A 17,169-nucleotide genomic window follows, 5' to 3' on the forward strand; every position below is an offset into this window, starting at 1 on the left:
ACGACCGTCGAGGACTACGACGCGCTGTTGCCGTGGAAGATGCCCGCCGACCTGCGCTGAGTCGCCGCTGCCACACCTCGGAGTTCGACGCTACCACTCTGAGAGGCGTGAATTAATGACCGCGTACTCTTTTTCAACCTCAGGAAACCTATGAACCAACGTAACGAAACCCTCTTGACTCTCGATGGAGCCCTTGCGCCGCTGCTGGCGCTGGTGGCGATGGCCAAGGATGGGGCCGCAGTCTTCCACGATGACGGCACAACCATTCGGGCAGAGAGCCCATTCGAGCTCGCATCCGTCATCCGAAGTGACCCGCCCGTAGCCATCGCGAAACGCGAGGGAGCGCTTCAGTGGGGCTGGGGATTCCCCGGCTGGGAGAAGCATCGGGATGACCTTCAGGTGGCCGGGTTCGGGGAGCACACGGGCATCTCTGATGAGTTCCTGGAGCTGGCTGGATTTGACCGGCAGGAGCTGACCAAGGAACTGGCAGTGCTGGAGAGCTTGGGGCACGTCGCCTTTGTGAAGCGCTCGGTCTAACCGGCCACCCCTCAAAGACATCCAGCGAAGCCCGTGGTGAGGCTCTGATGGCCTCCTATGGGCATCCGCTGGATGTCTCTGCGTTTTTGCGCGTTCGCTTGTCTCTCTGCCTACGGGCACTCCTTTTCAGCCAATTCAATCGACCATGAAGCTATGTTCTGTATCGGGCTGCGGCCTGAAGGCGGGTTGCTACTCGCCACTCTGTAACACCCACAAACGCGCTCAGCAGCGCCACGGCCATCCTCGTATGGCGGGCGTGGAAGCTGGTGAACTGAAGCCGTACCGCCAGCGCATCGCTAATCGCATCAAACGGAATACCGACAGCCCCGTATGGGGAATGCTCAGGGCCAACTGGGCGGCACTGGCTGACCATAGCAGGGCATCACAAGCGCGCATGTATCAGGGTGAGCCGCACAACCGAAGCGAAGCGCGCGCCCATCATGAGGTCATCAAGCTGGCTGACAACGTGGAGACCGATGAGATTGCGAGTGTGGTCCTGGCGCTGTACCTGCTCCAGCATGAGCGGCCCGCGCGGTTCCCATCGGATGAGGCATTCATGTTCCAGCTCGTGCGCCGCGTGATGCGCCTTACGGATGTCAACGTAGGCGTCTCGCACAATTCCCGGACTGGCCGTGCAGTGCGCGTCTATCGCGACTTGCCACCCCGAGTAACGAGACGGCTGGGCGAATGGCTGGTAGAGGTGTATGGCCGCGCTGGCCTGTATATCGCAGGGCTAGAGACTGCGGAGATGGACAGAGCCGCAGCCCAGACGGCGAAGCTGAATGAAGCTCTGGGGACGCTGGTATGAGCGCTGACTTCCAAGACATTCCGCCGTGGGAAGGCCCGGACCTGCTGGCAGAAGCGCGTGAGGCAGCACGCAGAGCGGGTGAGGCTGCAGAGCCCGCCCGCAGTCTCACCCATGCAAAGCCAGCGGCACCCCGTAAGGAACGCACGTGGGCCGATGTAGAGGCCGAATGTGACTCAGCCGAAGCGAGGGGCTTAGCCAGTATCCAGACGCCAGCGCGAGACCTCCCAGCATGGCTACAGAAAGCCAGGGAGGAAAACGCGAGGATTAGCGCGCGGGTTCAGGCGGAACGGGCTGCTGCTGGCAAAAGCAAACACGTATCTGCGCGGTGCGTAGGGCAGGCCAAGTTGACTGAGGCTCAGGTGGTGGAAGTCTGGAAGTCCACTGATACCGGCGCGTCGCTCGCGGCTCGTTATGGAGTGTCAGCCATGACCATCAGCAACATCAGGCGCGGCAAGCTCTGGGGAAGCCTCACGGCCACGTTGGGAGCTCCGGGAATGGTCGCACGCAAACGGCAGGGTGATGGGGCTGGGGTGGCTGCTGCGTAGCCTGCTGTCGGCAGGCTAGTCGAGATTCTGTCGAAATTCAAGGAAGGATGCGTGCGCAACGAATCGCATCAATCTGATTTGAGCCCTCACTCCGGTGGGGGCTTTTGTTTTTCTAGGGGTATGTATATGGGTAGTGAGCTGGTCGGCGAGTGGGATGGACGAGACCGACACTTTGGTGGTTTTCTGGTCTCAGGAAGTGAGCGAATGGATGAACTGGTCCGTGATGTAATGGGTAAGGTCGAAGCGGCCATGCCTAGAAAGCGGGCACGGCGCGCGGTAGACCAACAGATGTTTGAGGCTCAGGTGGAGGCGCTTGTGTGCGAGGCAGTCTATCGCGAGTTAGAAGCGCCGGAGCAGTGGGTGACAATCCCCCGAGCCAAAGAGAAGCTTGGGCAGAAGAGCCGGTACAGGGCCCCCGTTCTGCGCGAGAGTATTACGACCGTTTTGGATGCGCTTTCCAGTCCCGCAGTGGGCTTTCTGGAGCAGCGTAAAGGCGAGCCGTCCGCATTCGCGAGAGGCCCGCAGACGACGTTCAGAGCATCAGAAGCGCTACTTGCTCAGGCATTCCGCCTAGGCATCGGCTGGGACGATTTTGATAGACGGGAAGGGGAAGAGGTCATTGTCCTCAAAGAGGCGCGGGAAGACCACTGGAGCGACCCGGAGCGATTGGAGTATGCGGACACGGGAGAGACCAACCGGTACCGTGAGCAGATGCGCGAGATTAATGGATGGCTGCGTGGCGCGGACATCAAGCTGGTCAGCTCATCCTCGCTCGACGTAGACCTATGGAACCGGCATCTAAAGCGCTACTTCAACGCGGGCAGCTTCGAGCTTGGCGGGCGGCTCTATGGTGGATTCTGGCAGCGGATGAACAAGGACGAGCGTAAGGACTTGCTCATTGATGGGGAGCAAGCGATGGAGCTGGACTACAGCCAGGTGGGTCCGCGAATCCTCTACAGCATGGTCGGGGCCAAAATGGACCTTGACGCGTATGCAGTTCCGGGCTACGAAGCCCATCGGGATGGAATCAAGAAACTCTTCGCGGCTATGATCAACACAGGCGCTCAGCTCGTCAGATTCCCCGCGAAGGTTCGGGAGCTATTCCCGAGAGGGACTAAGGCTGCAAGCGTATGTAGCGCAATCCTGAGGCATCACCCGGCCATTGCGAACCACTTCCATAAGCAGCGTGGGTTGGCTGTCATGTTCAAGGAGAGCCAGATTATGGTTTCGGTGCTGCTGCGCATGAAGGCTACAGGCATCGTCGCATTGCCTGTTCACGATGCCACTATCGTGGCTGCTGGTCGTGTGGATGAGGCCAGGGCCATCATGCTCGAAGAGTTTAACGCCCATACAGGTTTGGAAGGGGCAGTGAGCATAGCCTGACGGGTGGCCGCAGGGAATCCAGTAGCGGGGCATAGGCCCATCTTCAACCTGACTACTTGAGCCCTGCGGTGTGTCTCTATGGATGAACTGGGTATGAGTGAGAGGGGCTAATACACAGGAGCATATCCCCAGCCATCTCTCTCCCTATAATCATTAGTTCACCCTCAGCAATCCATAGTAGGGGGCGTAAGCATGAGGTATGCTTTGGTGTCTGCCTCCAGAGCGAGCCAGCAAGATAGGGGTTAGCGATGAATAAAATCAGAAATTATTGTCGGTCGTGTAACGGTTCTACCAATCATGAGGTATGTGCCGAACAGTCGGATACGGACTATGACGGCTACCATGCGGAAACGAAATATCGAATTGTTCGCTGCTTGGGTTGTGATAATTTTTCATTCCGGCAGGAATTTCACGATTACGAATCACTCTTTCAAGTTGGTGATGATGAATGGGAGCACGATATAAACATAAGTATATATCCAAAATCCATTGAGGGGCATAAAGAGGCTGATGAGATTTATTCGGTGCCGGAGATTGTGCGAAAGATTTATCAAGAAAGTCTATCTGCTTTCAAAAACAATCTTTATATCTTGACTGGCATTGGATTTCGGGCGACTGTTGAAGCAATATGCAATGAGCGTTCGGTTTCCGGGAAAGACCTAAGCGCGAGAATTAACAACCTCGCGAAAATGGGTCTGCTTTCCCAGACTGATGCCAGCCTACTTCATTCAATTCGCTTTATCGGGAATGATGCGGCGCATGAAATGACGGCAGCGAGCGAGAAGAGTCTCAAGGTTGCGCTCAGGATAATTGATCACCTTTTGCATGCGGTTTATATCATAAGGAATCTCGCGGGTACTCTTGAGCGAATCATTGACAATTACGATGATTTCAAGGGGCTGGTGAAAGAAAGTCTATCGGTTGAGCCGAGTGCTGGTCCGCGTGGACTTATTGCGATTTTAGGGCGTAGCCGTAGAAGAGTTTCCTCAGATTTAGCCGCGTTTGAATCTCAACTAGTCGCAGAGATCAACGGCGGCACTGTTGATTGGATTCAACTGGGACCTGTCCAGTCCGTAGGAACGAGCGGCAAACCGGTCAACGTGCAGACTTTCGATTTACCACCGGCGCCGCCTTCGCCCGCACCAGAAGCGGCTCCTGTGAATAAGTTGATGGCCATCATGGGAAACCCTACCCCAGCCGCACCCGCAGGCTCCTAGGGTCCAGATGCGCGTAGCGCTTGAGTCGAATGATTGCCTGAATGCGGCCATTGCTTCTCTTTCTGTAGGTCGGCATATGCGCTGGGCGGATTCCCGCCTACGCGTCGCTTGCCGTATCGAGAGAAGCGAGGCCGGGCCTCTTGGCGCATGAGCGAGCGGCCTTTTCGAGCCACTCCCACTTGATTCTGAGGGGGTGCCCCTTTCCGTACTTGGCAGCTTCGCCGCCGATAGACCATCCCCCGATAGCTTTCCGTATCTCGTCGGGGCAGCGGACTTCACGTAGCCGGTCGGCCATCGTATGCCGCAGCTCATGCGCCGTGTGGTTTATGCCGTTGGCCCTCATCCATTTCCCAATGGCGGCTGAGGCTGAATTTGCGTTGCACCCGAGAATGGAGGTGTAGCGTGGGAAGGCGTAACGCTGTCCCTGCTTTGCAGAGCCCTTGATCCGCTTCGCTGCCCAGAGGGCAAAGCCCGTTAGCGGAACGTCGCGTTCGCTACTGCCCCGCGTGGCATTCTTCACGGAGCGCCAAGGGCGATGGCGGATGCTGATGTGAGGCACGTCCGCATCGAGCGCTATGTCATCCAAGGTCAGCCCTGCAACCTCAGCGAGCCGTGCTCCCGTGTCCGCGAGCATTGCGACAATCCACCGGATGTCATCGTCAGCAGCATGGCAAAGGTGCAGGAGCTTTCTGAGCTCTGACGGGGTGAAGGGCTCACGTTGCTCCGTGTCCTCATCCTCATTGGGGATTCGCACCCGATGGAATGGGTTCGCACGGTCTACCTCATGCTCAGTGAAGTAGAGCGACATGGCCGCCGCAATTTGATTTAGTACCCGCCTGATGCTTGATGTCCGGAGGCCAGCCTTGACGAGCTGTTCAACGAATGTGCGGGCGTCGCTGCGCTTCACACGGCTCACTGGCAAGTCACCAACTACCGCTATGAGGTAATCGAAGGCCCGCTTTGCGTGGTATCGAAAGCGCCGGTTGTAGCGGTTTGGGTTGGCGCGTAGGTAGAACTTCAGGACATCGCTGAGCCGTTCCGCATCCGGCAGCGCATCCACCTGGAGCAGGTCTAGCATTGCGGCATGGGGCGCGCGGCTGACCGCAGCCCTGAGCAGGTCGATAGCGGTATTGGCCAGATACTGGGCCGCCTCCTTGTCGCGGTCAGCGGCCGTATCTACCTCAACCGGTCCGGACATGAGCCGCAATCGCTCGTCCGGCCTTTGTCTGGCCTGGAGGTGACCTTGCGCCCATTGCTCGGCCTCTTCACAGGTGTCAAAGGTTTTAGGCTTTGACTTCCCATCGGGCAGCCATATGCGGGCCTGAAATCGGCCACTCGGTAATTTCCGGACGCTGGGCACTGCTGCCTCCCGCGATAGCTGATGGGAGGCGCACGGTAGCAGCGGGCGGTGGGCTTGCGTAAGCCCCTGGGGTACAGTGGAAAACCGCTTGTGCCAGCGAGGCGATACCCTAGTGGAACACTTGAAAGGCAGCGGCGCCGCTCGCTCAGCGAAGCCAAAAATTCAACCAGCACCGACCCCGAAAGCATCTCAATTCGCTATCATCGGGAGGCCGCTAAGAGGGCGGCAGGTGCGTCCAGATTTTGTACTAGTTTTGTCTCTGGTTTTTTGCTCGGTTGCCTAACCGATTGATTCGAAGGAAGAAGTGAGCCCCGCTGTTAGAACGGGTAGTTCTCGGCGGCGATGCCGGCCTTGGTCAGCGCATTGAACAGGGTGGACTTGCCGACGTTGGGCAAGCCGACGATGCCGCATTTGAGGCTCATGGAATCCTTCGAACGGGTGAAGCGGCGCGGCCGGACAGGGCACGGCGGCGCGGGACAAGAGGGCAGCCGTCGCGTGGCGACGGACCGGCGTTCAAAGGCGCTATTGTACCGTGCTGACGCGCCGGTTTCCGGTGATCGGCCGAACGGCCGGCGCCACGGGGCAGCCGCGGCCACGCTGTCGCGCGGTTCCCCTGATTTCCCGCAAAGTCCGGCCGCATAAGGGTTTGGCCCCGCGGCTATAATGCCCGCCATGACTGCCCACCATACTTTCGACGTCGCCGTGGTCGGCGGCGGGCTCGTCGGCAAGACGGCCGCGCTCGCGCTGACCCAGTCCGGCTACAAGACCGCGTTGCTCGCCCAGCCGGCGACGCCGCGTCCCGCCGACCTTGCCTTCGACACGCGCGTGTATGCGCTGTCGTCCAGTTCGCAGGCGCTGCTCGAACGGCTGCGCGTCTGGCAGGCGCTCGATCATGGCCGCCTGTCGCCCGTCTACGACATGCGCGTCTACGGCGATGCGCACGCCGAGCTCCATTTCTCCGCGTACCAGGCGTCGGTGCCGCAGCTCGCGTGGATCGCCGAATCGTCGCTGATCGAGGCCTCGCTCGACGCCGCGCTGCGGTTCCAGCCGAACCTGACGTGGTTCGACACGCGCGCGCAGGGCTTCGACGTGCGCGACGACGCGGCCGTGCTCACGCTGTCGTCGGGGCAGGTGCTTGAAGCCGACCTGCTCGTCGGTGCGGACGGCGCGCATTCGTGGGTCCGCTCGCAAATGGGGGCCAAAGTGGAACGGCGCGACTACCGGCAGACCGGCGTCGTCGCGAACTTCAAGGCGTCGCTGCCGCACCGCGAAACGGCCTACCAGTGGTTCCGCGACGGCGAGATCGTCGCGCTGCTGCCGCTGCCGGACGGCCACGTGTCGCTCGTCTGGTCGGCGCACACCGCGCACGCGGACGAGCTGCTGACGCTCGATCCCGCGCAGCTCGCGGCCGAGGTCGAGCGCGTGTCGCACGGGCAGGTCGGCACGCTCGACTGCGTGACGCCGGCGGCCGGTTTCCCGCTCGCGCTGCAGACCGTCGACAAGCTGATCGCGCCCCGTGTCGCGCTCGTCGGCGACGCGGCGCACCTGATCCATCCGCTTGCGGGCCAGGGGATGAACCTCGGGCTGCGCGACGTCGCCGCGCTCGCCGATGCGATCGCGAACAAGGAGAGCTTCCGCAACCTCGGCGATACCGTGCTGCTGCGCCGCTACGAGCGGTCGCGCCGCGAGGACATCCGCGCGCTGATGATCGCGACCGACGGGCTGCAGCGGCTGTTCGCGGTGTCCGGTTCGTTCGCGAAGGCGGTGCGCAATGCGGGCATGGCATTCGTCGGCGCGCAACCGCTCGTCAAGCGCTGGCTCGTGTCGTCCGCGCTCGGCTGATCGAACCTTCGTGTACTTCCCCGGTCGGAGACGATTCCGTAACGGCGTACACTATGCCGTGCATTCCGATTGAGCAGAAGGAAGAATTCGATGAAAAAAACGATCCGCATCGCGTCGCTGGCGCTTGCTGTCGCAGCGGCGACGCTGGGCTGCACCGCGCAGGCTGACCAGACCACCGACAAACTGAAAGCGACGCTGCAATCCCGCCTCGGTGGCGACGCGCCGATCAAGAGCGTGTCGAAATCGCCGGTCGCCGGCCTGTACGAAGTGAACCTCGGCTCGCAGATCATCTACAGCGACGCATCCGGCGACTACGTGCTGCTCGGCGATCTGGTCGACGCGAAGACGCGCAAGAACCTGACCGAAGCGCGCCTCGCCGAAATCAACAAGGTCGATTTCGCGAGCCTGCCGGTCGCGAACGCGATCAAGGTCGTCAAGGGCAACGGCGCCCGCAAGATCGCCGTGTTCTCCGATCCGAACTGCCCGTATTGCAAGAAGCTCGAAACGACGCTGCAGTCGGTCGACAACATCACGGTCTACACGTTCCTGTATCCGGTGCTGTCGCCGGATTCGACCGCGAAGTCGAAGGCGATCTGGTGCGCGACCGACCGCGCGAAGACGTGGGAGAGCTGGATGCTCGACCATCGCGTGCCGACGAACGCCGCGAGCTGCGACACGAGCGCGCTCGACAAGAACCTCGCGCTTGGCCGCGGGATGAATGTCACCGGCACGCCGACGATCTTCCTGCCGGACGGCCGCCGCCTGCCGGGCGCGGTGTCCGCCGAGCAGCTGAACGAGGCGCTCGCTTCGAGCAAGTAACCGACTGACGCGCCGGGCCGCAAGGCCCGGCCGGCGAGGGGCGCACAGGGTTTCGGCCCGGCGCCTCTCGTCGTTTCCGCCGCCGCAATCCCGACCGACCTCCACGATGAAAACGCCGATCCGCTATTCGATTGCTCCGAAAGATCCTGCCGCGCACCTGTTCGAAGTGTCCGTGACGGTCGCCGATCCCGATCCCGAAGGCCAGCGGTTCGTGCTGCCCGCGTGGATTCCGGGCAGCTACCTCGTGCGCGAGTTCGCGCGCAACATCGTCACGCTGCAGGCATTCAACGATGCGGGCCGCAAGGTGCGGATCGCGAAGACCGACAAGCACACCTGGCAGGCCGCGCCGGTGAAGGGTGCACTGACGCTGCGCTACGACGTGTACGCATGGGACCTGTCGGTGCGCTCTGCGTACCTCGACGACAACGGCGGCTTCTTCAACGGCACAGCGGTGTTCCTGAGCGTCGCCGGCCGCGAGGATGCGCCGTGCGACGTCGAGATCGCGAAGCCGGCGGGTGCCGCGTTCCGTGCGTGGCGCGTCGCGACCGCGCTGCCGGAGGCGCGCGGCACGAAGCGCTATGCGTTCGGCGCGTACCGTGCGTCGAACTACGACGAACTGGCCGACCATCCGGTGACGATCGGCGAATTCGCGCTCGCGACGTTCGACGCGCATGGCGTGCCGCACGATATCGTGATTGCGGGCCGCGTGACGCAGCTCGACATGGAACGGCTCCGCGCGGACCTGAAGCGCGTATGCGAAGCGCAGATCGCGCTGTTCGAGCCGAAGACGAAGAAGGCGCCGATGGATCGCTACGTGTTCATGACGCTCGCCGTCAGCGACGGCTACGGCGGCCTCGAACATCGCGCGTCCACCGCGCTGATCTGCAACCGCACCGATCTGCCGTCGAAGGGGCGCCCGGAAACGACGGAAGGCTATCGCACGTATCTCGGCCTCTGCAGCCACGAGTACTTCCATACGTGGAACGTGAAGCGCATCAAGCCGGCGGCGTTCGTGCCGTATGACCTGACGCAGGAAAACTACACGTCGCTGCTGTGGCTGTTCGAGGGCTTCACGTCGTATTACGACGACCTGATGCTCGTGCGCAGCGGGCTGATGTCGCAGGACGAATATTTCGCGGCGCTCGGCCGCACGATCGGCGGCGTGCAGCGCGGCACCGGCCGCCTGAAGCAGAGCGTCGCCGAAAGCTCGTTCGACGCGTGGATCAAGTACTACCGGCAGGACGAGAACGCGACCAACGCGATCGTCAGCTACTACACGAAGGGCTCGCTCGTCGCGCTCGCGTTCGACCTCGCGATCCGTGCGCAGACCCGCCACCGCAAGTCGCTCGACGACGTGATGCGGCTGCTCTGGCAGCGCTACGGCCGCGATTTCTATCACGGCACGCAGGCAGGCGTCGGCGAGGACGAAGTCGAGGCGCTGATCGAAGAGGCGACCGGCGTCGCGCTCGGCCGCCTGTTCACCGATGCGGTACATGGCACCCGCGACCTGCCGTTTGCCGAACTGCTCGCGCCGTTCGGCGTGACGCTCGCACCGGATTTCGGCGCGAACGGCGCGCTGGCAAAGCCGACGATCGGCGCACGCCTGCGCGGTGGCGCGGACTGCACGCTGGCGGCGGTCTACGAAGGCGCCGCCGCGCATCAGGCGGGGCTGTCGGCCGGCGACACGCTGATCGCGATCGACGGGCTGCGCGTGACCGGCGCGAATCTCGATGCGATGCTTGCGCGCTACCGGCCGGGCGACAAGGTCGAGATCCACGCGTTCCGCCGCGACGAGCTGCGCACCGCGAAGCTGAAGCTCGACGGCCCCGAGGTCGCGCGCTACAAGTTCACCGCCGCAGCGAAGCCGGCGGCGCAGCGGAGCGCGCGCGAAGCCTGGCTGAACGGCTGAACGGACGGGCTCCGGTAATCAGGGTGCGACCAAGGATTGTTCTGTTGCTGCAACAATCCGTCGCCCTGAACCCGCTTTTTCGGGATGGGGTGGACACGCACAATGGCGTCACTCGCGCTGCTGAAGCGCAAACCAACCGGAGCCTGACATGACGACCATTCTGCAAATCAATTCCGCAGCGCGTTCGCAAGGCGCGCAGTCCACGCTGCTGGCCAACGAACTGACGGCAAAGCTGCAACAATCGAACCCCGGCGCGAAAGTCGTGGTTCGCAACCTGCTGACCGATGCACTGCCGCATCTCGACGAATCCGTGCTCGGCGCGTTCTTCACGCCGGCTGACCAGCGCAGCGCGGAACAGAATGCGATCGTCGCGAAGAGCGATGCGTTGATCGCCGAACTGCAAGCGGCCGACATCGTCGTGATCGGCGCCCCGATGTACAACTTCGGCGTTTCGTCGCAACTGAAGACGTACTTCGACTGGATCGCCCGCGCCGGCGTTACGTTCCGCTACACCGAGAACGGTCCGGAAGGCCTGATCAAGGGCAAGAAGGTGCACGTGGTGACGGCGCGCGGCGGCAAGTACGCCGGCACGCCGAACGACAGCCAGACGCCGTTCCTGCGCACGTTCCTCGGCTTCGTCGGGATGACCGACGTGAACTTCATCTTCGCGGAAGGCCTGAACCTCGGGCCGGATTCGCAAAGCGCGTCGCTCGCCAGCGCACGCGAGGCGATCGCCGCCGCATAACGCTGCGTAGTGCCGGCTGCAACGGGCGCGGCGCGCCCGTCTGCGCAGACCGATAAAAAACGCCGCGTACCGGAAGGTACGCGGCGTTTTTGCATGCGTCGTGGCCGAAGCGGCTCGGCGGCAGGCGCGCGTTACGCGAGCGTCTCGGCCTCGTCCGGCAGGCGCCAGTCGATCGCATCGCGGCCGTGCGTGACGAGGTAGTCGTTCGCGAGCGCGAAATGGCGGCAGCCGAGGAAGCCGCGGTGTGCGGACAGCGGCGACGGATGCGGCGCCTCGAGCACGCAATGCGCGTTCGCGTCGAACAGCGCGCGCTTGGCCTGCGCGTGCGCGCCCCACAGCATGAACACGAGCCCGCGATGGCGGTTCGCCAGTTCATGGATCAGCGTGTCCGTGCATTGCTCCCAGCCGCGTTTCGCGTGGCTCGCGGCCGCGCCGCGCTCGACCGTCAGCACGGTGTTGAGCAGCAGCACGCCCTGGCGCGCCCACGTGTCGAGACAGCCGTGACGCGGCGTGTCGTGCCCGAAGTTCGCGGCGATTTCCTTGAAGATGTTGCGCAGCGACGGCGGCGGCTTCACCGCGGGCGGCACCGAAAATGCGAGGCCGTGTGCCTGAGGCGTGCCGCGGTCGTCGCCGTGATACGGGTCCTGGCCGAGGATTACCACCTTCACGTCGTCCGGGCTCGTGAGCCGCAGCGCGCGGAACACGTCGGTCGGATAGACGGTCTTGCCGGCCGTGCGCTCGTCGTCGACGAAGCGGCACAGCGGCGCGTAGGCGTCGCTATCGGTGAACGGCTTGAGGACGTCGCGCCATGCGCCCGGCAGCGCGTCGAATTGCGCGGCGAGATGCAGCACGCCGTCCGGCGCACGCGATGTGGTCGCGGGGGCGGAGGGGGCTGCGGGGGTCGCGCGTGCCGGGGCGGTGCTGGCGGCGGCGGGTGAGGCCGATGCAGCCAATGCGGCCGATGCGTCAAATGCGTCAGATGGAGCCGATCCGGCCGGTGTATCGGGCGGGGTGTCGGGCACGGGATCGTCGAACAGCGACGCCTGCTGCGGTGCGCGGGAGGTCTTGCGGGTTGCCATGCGTGATTATTGCGCGCGCAGCCGGTAGCCGCGCTGCGCCTTGCTGATGTTTTCGGGAGTGAGGCCGGGCAGCGCCTGCTGCAGTTCGGCGGCGAGCGTCGCGAGCGCCGCTTCCGGGCCGTCGAGCAGTTCGAGTTCGATTTCGCTGATCGGTTCACGGCGCGTCGCATCGTTGGTCTCGACGATGATCTCGCCGAGATCCACCGCGGCTTCGATGGTCGCACCGCCGAGCGCGATGCGCCACAGCGTGCGCGAGAAATCGGTGCGGAACAGCGCGTGCAGCGTGGGCGCCGCGTCGCGCAACGCGGCGCTTGCGCCCGGCACGTCGCATGCGGCGACGAGCGCGTCGATCTCGAGCGCGTCGCCGGCCACCGGCAGTTCCCATTCGTGGCGCTGATGCAGTCCGCCAACCGCGGTGCCGACCGTCTTGAACGTCTGCAGCCAGCCCTGCGGCGCGCGGCGTACGCGCACTGCGCTCTTCGAGCGGGCGAGCGCGAGATCCGGTGTGTCGTAGTAGACGTTTGCGAGCGCGATCTCGCGGCCCGCTTCGCCTGTCAGCGTCGCGAAGAATCGCCGCGCGGCGTCGGCGTCGCCGGCCGGCAGCGCGAGCTTGATTTCCTTCTCGATCGCCATCAGAAGAACATCCGTGCGAGTTCGACGCCCGGCTGCTCGGCGCGCATGAACGCTTCGCCGACGAGGAACGTATTCACGTTCGCCGCGCGCATCGTGTCGACGTCGGTGCGCGACAGGATGCCCGACTCGGTCACGACGATGCGGTCCGACGGAACCATGTCGAGCATGTCGAGCGTCGTCTGGATCGATGTCTCGAACGTGCGCAGGTTGCGGTTGTTGATGCCGACGAGCGGCGTCTTCAGCGTGAGCGCCTGCTCCATCTCGTCGCGGTCGTGCACCTCGACCAGCACCGCGAGCCCGAGCGAATGCGCATACGCCTCGAGGTCCTGCATCAGCGGCGTGTCGAGCGCGGCGGCGATCAGCAGGATCGCGTCGGCGCCCATCGCGCGCGCTTCGAGGATCTGGTACGCGTCGACGATGAAGTCCTTGCGCAGCACCGGCAGCGTGCAGGCCGCGCGCGCTTCCTCCAGATAGCGGACACCGCCCTGGAAGAACTGTTCGTCGGTCAGCACCGACAGGCACGCGGCGCCGTGCGACGCGTACGAGCGGGCGATGTCGGCCGGCACGAAGTGCTCGCGCAGCACGCCCTTCGACGGGCTGGCCTTCTTGATTTCGGCGATCACGGCCGCGTGGCCGGCCGTGTGCTTCGCGCGCAGCGCGCCGACGAAGTCGCGCAGGTCGCGCGCGGACGCGTCCAGCTTCAGCGCTTCGAGCGGTGTGCTGCGCATGGCCGCCGCGACTTCTTCGCGCTTGACGGCAATGATTCGTTCGAGAATGTCGCTCATGGGGGGCTCGTGCTTAATTCGGGTTCGAAAGGCGGGCGGGTTCGAAATGCGTCGGATTCGAAAGGGCGGATCAGCGCTTGAACTGCTGCGTGAAGCGCACCAGTTCGTCGACCTTCGCGCGTGCGTTGCCGCTCGCGATCGCTTCGCGGGCGAGCTGGATACCGTCGGCAATCGACGCGGCGACGTTCGCCGCATACAGCGCGGTGCCCGCGTTCAGCGTGACGATCTCGCGCGCGACGCCCGGCTGGTTGTCGAGCGCGCCGAGCAGCATCGCGCGCGATTCTTCGGCATTCTCCACCTTCAGCGTGCGGTTCGACACCATCTGCAGGCCGAAATCCTCCGGATGGATCTCGTATTCGTGCACCTGGCCGTCGCGCAGCTCGCCGACGAGCGTTGCAGCGCCGAGCGACACCTCGTCCATCCCGTCCTTGCCGTACACGACGAGCACGTGCTGCGCGCCGAGACGTTGCATCACGCGCACCTGGATGCCGACGAGGTCCGGGTGGAACACGCCCATCAGCTGGTTCGGCGCGCCGGCCGGATTGGTCAGCGGGCCGAGGATGTTGAAGATCGTCCGCACGCCGAGCTCGCGGCGCACGGCCGCGATGTTCTTCATCGCCGGATGGTGGTTCGGCGCGAACATGAAGCCCATCCCGGTCTCCGCGATCGACGCGGCCACCTGATCCGGCTGCAGGTCGATGTTGACGCCGAGCGCCTCGAGCACGTCGGCGCTGCCGGACTTGCTCGACACGCCGCGGTTGCCGTGCTTCGCGACCTTCGCGCCGGCCGCGGCGGTGACGAACATCGTCGCGGTCGAGATGTTGAACGTATGCGAGCCGTCGCCGCCGGTGCCGACGATGTCGACGAAGTTCGAATTGTCCGGCACCTCGACGTGATTCGCGAATTCGCGCATCACGGTCGCGGCGGCAGTGATTTCACCGATCGTTTCCTTCTTCACGCGCAGGCCGGTGATGATCGCGGCGGCCATCACCGGCGACATGTCGCCGCGCATGATGAGCCGCATCAGGTGCAGCATCTCGTCGTGGAAGATCTCGCGGTGCTCGATCGTGCGCTGCAGCGCTTCCTGGGGGGTGATCGTCATCGTGCGGCTCCGGTCAGGCGGTGTGCGCGACCGCGGCGCGGGCTTCTTTGAGGAAGTTCTCGAGCAGTGCGTGGCCATGCTCGGACAGGATCGATTCCGGATGGAACTGCACGCCTTCGATCGGCAGCGTCTTGTGGCGCACGCCCATGATCTCGCCGTCGTCGGTCCATGCAGAAATCTCTAGGCAGTCCGGCAGCGATTCGCGCTCGATCGCGAGCGAGTGGTAGCGCGTGACGTCGAAGTGCTTCGGCAGGTCGGTGAACACGCCGCGGCAGTCCGTTTCGATGCGGCTCACCTTGCCGTGCATGATGGTCTTCGCGCGCACGACGCGGCCGCCGAACGCTTCGCCGATCGCCTGGTGGCCGAGGCACACGCCGAGGATCGGCTTCTTGCCCGCGAATTCGCGCAGCACGTCGAGCGTGATCCCCGCGTGCTGCGGGTTGCTCGGGCCGGGCGACAGGCAGATCGTGTCGGGATTCAGTCGCGCGATCTCGTCGAGCGTGATTTCGTCGTTGCGATACGTGCGCACGTCCTCGCCCAGTTCGCCGAAGTACTGGACCAGGTTGTAGGTGAACGAATCGTAGTTGTCGATCATGAGCAGCATGGTCAGTCTCCGGTCAGAAGTCGCTGTCGAGGCCGTCTTGGACCTGTTCGGCCGCACGCAGCACCGCGCGCGCCTTGTTCTCGGTCTCTTGCCATTCGGATTCGGGTACCGAATCCGCGACGACGCCGGCCGCCGCTTGCACATACAGGTTGCCGTTGTGGATCAGGCCCGTGCGGATCGCGATCGCGAGATCCATGTCGCCCGAGAACGACAGGTAGCCGACGGCGCCGCCGTACAGCCCGCGCTTGACCGGCTCGAGCTCGTCGATCAGCTCCATCGCGCGCACCTTCGGCGCGCCCGACAGCGTGCCGGCCGGGAACGTCGCGCGCAGCACGTCGTAGTTCGTCATGCCGGGCTTCAGCTTGCCTTCGACCGAGCTGACGATGTGCTGCACGTGCGAGTACTTTTCGATCACCATCTTGTCGGTCACCTGGACCGAGCCGATCTCCGCGATGCGGCCCACGTCGTTGCGCGCGAGGTCGATCAGCATCACGTGCTCGGCGATCTCCTTCGGATCGTTGAGCAGTTCGGTCGCGAGTTCCGCGTCGCGCTCGGGCGTGTTGCCGCGCGGACGCGTGCCGGCGAGCGGGCGGATTGTGACGATCTGGTCGTCGCCGCGCTTCTCCTGGCGCACGAGGATTTCCGGCGACGCGCCGACCACGTGGAAATCACCGAAGTTGTAGTAGTACATGTACGGCGACGGATTCAGCGAGCGCAGCGCGCGATACAGCGACAGCGGATTGTCGCGGTACGGTTTCGTCAGCCGCTGGCCGACCTGGATCTGCATCAGCTCGCCGGCCGCGATGTATTCCTTCGCCTGGCGCACGGCCGCCAGATAGTCTTCCTTCTTGAACTCGCGGAACGTCTCGGTGCGCACGCTCGCCGACGTGACGGGCGGCTGCACGGTCGCGCGCAGCCGCTGCTTCAGCTCGCGCAGCCGCTGCTTCGCCTTCGTGTATGCCTCGGGCAGACCCGGATCGGCGTACGTAATCAGGTACAGCTTGCCGGCGAGGTTGTCGATCACCGCGACGTCCTCGGTCAGCAGCAGCTGGATATCGGGCAGGCCGAGATCGTCGCGCGGCGCGGTGTGCGCGAGCTTCTTCTCGATGTAGCGCACCGCGTCGTAGCCGAAGTAGCCGGCGAGGCCGCCGCAAAAACGCGGCAGGCCGGGGCGCTGCGCGACCTTGAAGCGCGCCTGGAACGCGGCGATGAACTCGAACGGATCGCCGTCGTGCGTCTCGACGACCTGGCCGTCGCGCACCACTTCGGACACGCCGTTGCGGGTGCGCACGAGCGTGCGCGCCGGCAGGCCGATGAACGAATAGCGGCCGAAGCGTTCGCCGCCGACCACCGATTCGAGCAGGAACGAGTTGGCGCCGCTGCGTTCCGGCTGCGCCAGTTTCAGGTAGAGGGACAGCGGCGTTTCGAGATCGGCGAGGGCTTCCGCGATCAGCGGAATGCGGTTGTAGCCTTCGTTCGCGAGCGATTGGAATTCGAGTTCAGTCATGTTCCGGTCCTGTTCTGGACGAGCGGCGGAATGCGCCGGGGATCACGGGGTGCTGCGCGGGCGCTGTCGGCGGAATGGCGGTCGATCGTGGTGTGCCTGGTGCCGGCGGGCGCGTTTCGGCGCGCGAACGTCGCCAGCCTGCGACCGTCCCTGAACGCAGGCGTTCGGGCACGGTAGGACTCGAGGTGGTGCGGCGATCGGCGCGCGGATGCGCAGCGAGACAAAAAACGGCGCTGAAGACGTGCTTCAGCGTACCTCATCGAAGAGGTTAGCGCGACCAGCGACGCCAGGGCC

At 64.0% G+C, this 17,169-nt stretch carries 15 protein-coding genes and 1 pseudogene; 8 read left to right on the forward strand and 8 right to left on the reverse strand.

The annotated features are described in order from the left end of the window. Positions 1-150 precede the first annotated feature (150 nt). From G3N94_RS26725 to G3N94_RS26740, 4 genes are all read left to right on the forward strand, one after another. On the forward strand, positions 151-537 hold the full coding sequence (locus G3N94_RS26725) for a hypothetical protein (protein ID WP_205795541.1): 387 nt from the start codon (positions 151-153) through the stop codon (positions 535-537). Positions 538-784: 247 nt separating this feature from the next. Continuing rightward, positions 785-1,345 (forward strand): hypothetical protein, encoded by a 561-nt coding sequence (locus G3N94_RS26730; RefSeq protein WP_205795542.1) that lies wholly within the window; start codon positions 785-787, stop codon positions 1,343-1,345. 749 nt (positions 1,346-2,094) lie between these two features. Beyond that, complete coding sequence (locus G3N94_RS26735) at positions 2,095-3,273, forward strand: hypothetical protein (RefSeq protein WP_205795543.1); 1,179 nt, start codon at positions 2,095-2,097, stop codon at positions 3,271-3,273. A 248-nt stretch (positions 3,274-3,521) separates the two neighbouring features. Beyond that, complete coding sequence (locus G3N94_RS26740; RefSeq protein WP_205795544.1) at positions 3,522-4,490, forward strand: DUF4145 domain-containing protein; 969 nt, start codon at positions 3,522-3,524, stop codon at positions 4,488-4,490. 97 nt (positions 4,491-4,587) lie between these two features. Here the strand turns inward: G3N94_RS26740 and G3N94_RS26745 are convergent, their stop codons facing one another. Together G3N94_RS26745 and G3N94_RS26750 are read right to left on the reverse strand one after the other, a co-directional pair. Further along, positions 4,588-5,688 (reverse strand): tyrosine-type recombinase/integrase, encoded by a 1,101-nt coding sequence (locus G3N94_RS26745; protein WP_205795545.1) that lies wholly within the window; start codon positions 5,686-5,688, stop codon positions 4,588-4,590. Positions 5,689-6,170: 482 nt separating this feature from the next. After that, positions 6,171-6,272 (reverse strand): annotated as a pseudogene (locus G3N94_RS26750) (GTPase); the annotation flags it as partial. Between the two features lie 241 nt (positions 6,273-6,513). Here G3N94_RS26750 and G3N94_RS26755 point away from each other — a divergent pair. The 4 genes from G3N94_RS26755 (at position 6,514) to G3N94_RS26770 (ending at position 11,165) form a co-directional block, all read left to right on the forward strand. Beyond that, positions 6,514-7,692: a UbiH/UbiF family hydroxylase gene (locus G3N94_RS26755; RefSeq protein WP_205795546.1), complete on the forward strand. Its 1,179-nt coding sequence runs from the start codon at positions 6,514-6,516 to the stop codon at positions 7,690-7,692. Positions 7,693-7,782: 90 nt separating this feature from the next. Next, positions 7,783-8,511 (forward strand): DsbC family protein, encoded by a 729-nt coding sequence (locus G3N94_RS26760; RefSeq protein WP_205795547.1) that lies wholly within the window; start codon positions 7,783-7,785, stop codon positions 8,509-8,511. Between the two features lie 106 nt (positions 8,512-8,617). Continuing rightward, on the forward strand, positions 8,618-10,420 hold the full coding sequence (locus G3N94_RS26765; RefSeq protein ID WP_205795548.1) for a PDZ domain-containing protein: 1,803 nt from the start codon (positions 8,618-8,620) through the stop codon (positions 10,418-10,420). A 148-nt stretch (positions 10,421-10,568) separates the two neighbouring features. Continuing rightward, positions 10,569-11,165 (forward strand): NAD(P)H-dependent oxidoreductase, encoded by a 597-nt coding sequence (locus G3N94_RS26770; RefSeq protein ID WP_205795549.1) that lies wholly within the window; start codon positions 10,569-10,571, stop codon positions 11,163-11,165. 131 nt (positions 11,166-11,296) lie between these two features. On the opposite strand, the gene G3N94_RS26775 is transcribed toward G3N94_RS26770, so the two are convergent. From G3N94_RS26775 to trpE, 6 genes are all read right to left on the reverse strand, one after another. Then, a complete protein-coding gene (locus G3N94_RS26775) occupies positions 11,297-12,244 on the reverse strand; it encodes a uracil-DNA glycosylase (RefSeq protein ID WP_205795550.1) in 948 nt (315 codons plus the stop codon). 6 nt (positions 12,245-12,250) lie between these two features. Beyond that, a complete protein-coding gene (locus G3N94_RS26780; RefSeq protein WP_205795551.1) occupies positions 12,251-12,877 on the reverse strand; it encodes a CYTH domain-containing protein in 627 nt (208 codons plus the stop codon). Beyond that, on the reverse strand, positions 12,877-13,662 hold the full coding sequence (gene trpC / locus G3N94_RS26785) for an indole-3-glycerol phosphate synthase TrpC (protein WP_205795552.1): 786 nt from the start codon (positions 13,660-13,662) through the stop codon (positions 12,877-12,879). Before trpC ends, G3N94_RS26780 begins: the two co-directional genes overlap by 1 nt. A gap of 70 nt (positions 13,663-13,732) precedes the next feature. Continuing rightward, the gene (gene trpD / locus G3N94_RS26790; RefSeq protein ID WP_205795553.1) at positions 13,733-14,764 is read right to left on the reverse strand and encodes an anthranilate phosphoribosyltransferase; all 1,032 of its coding nucleotides are present in this window, start codon (positions 14,762-14,764) and stop codon (positions 13,733-13,735) included. 13 nt (positions 14,765-14,777) lie between these two features. After that, positions 14,778-15,368: an aminodeoxychorismate/anthranilate synthase component II gene (locus tag G3N94_RS26795; RefSeq protein WP_205795554.1), complete on the reverse strand. Its 591-nt coding sequence runs from the start codon at positions 15,366-15,368 to the stop codon at positions 14,778-14,780. Between the two features lie 13 nt (positions 15,369-15,381). Beyond that, positions 15,382-16,875 (reverse strand): anthranilate synthase component I, encoded by a 1,494-nt coding sequence (gene trpE, locus G3N94_RS26800; RefSeq protein WP_205795555.1) that lies wholly within the window; start codon positions 16,873-16,875, stop codon positions 15,382-15,384. Positions 16,876-17,169 lie beyond the last annotated feature (294 nt).

Source organism: Burkholderia sp. Ac-20353 (assembly GCF_017104785.1).
Lineage (GTDB): Bacteria > Pseudomonadota > Gammaproteobacteria > Burkholderiales > Burkholderiaceae > Burkholderia.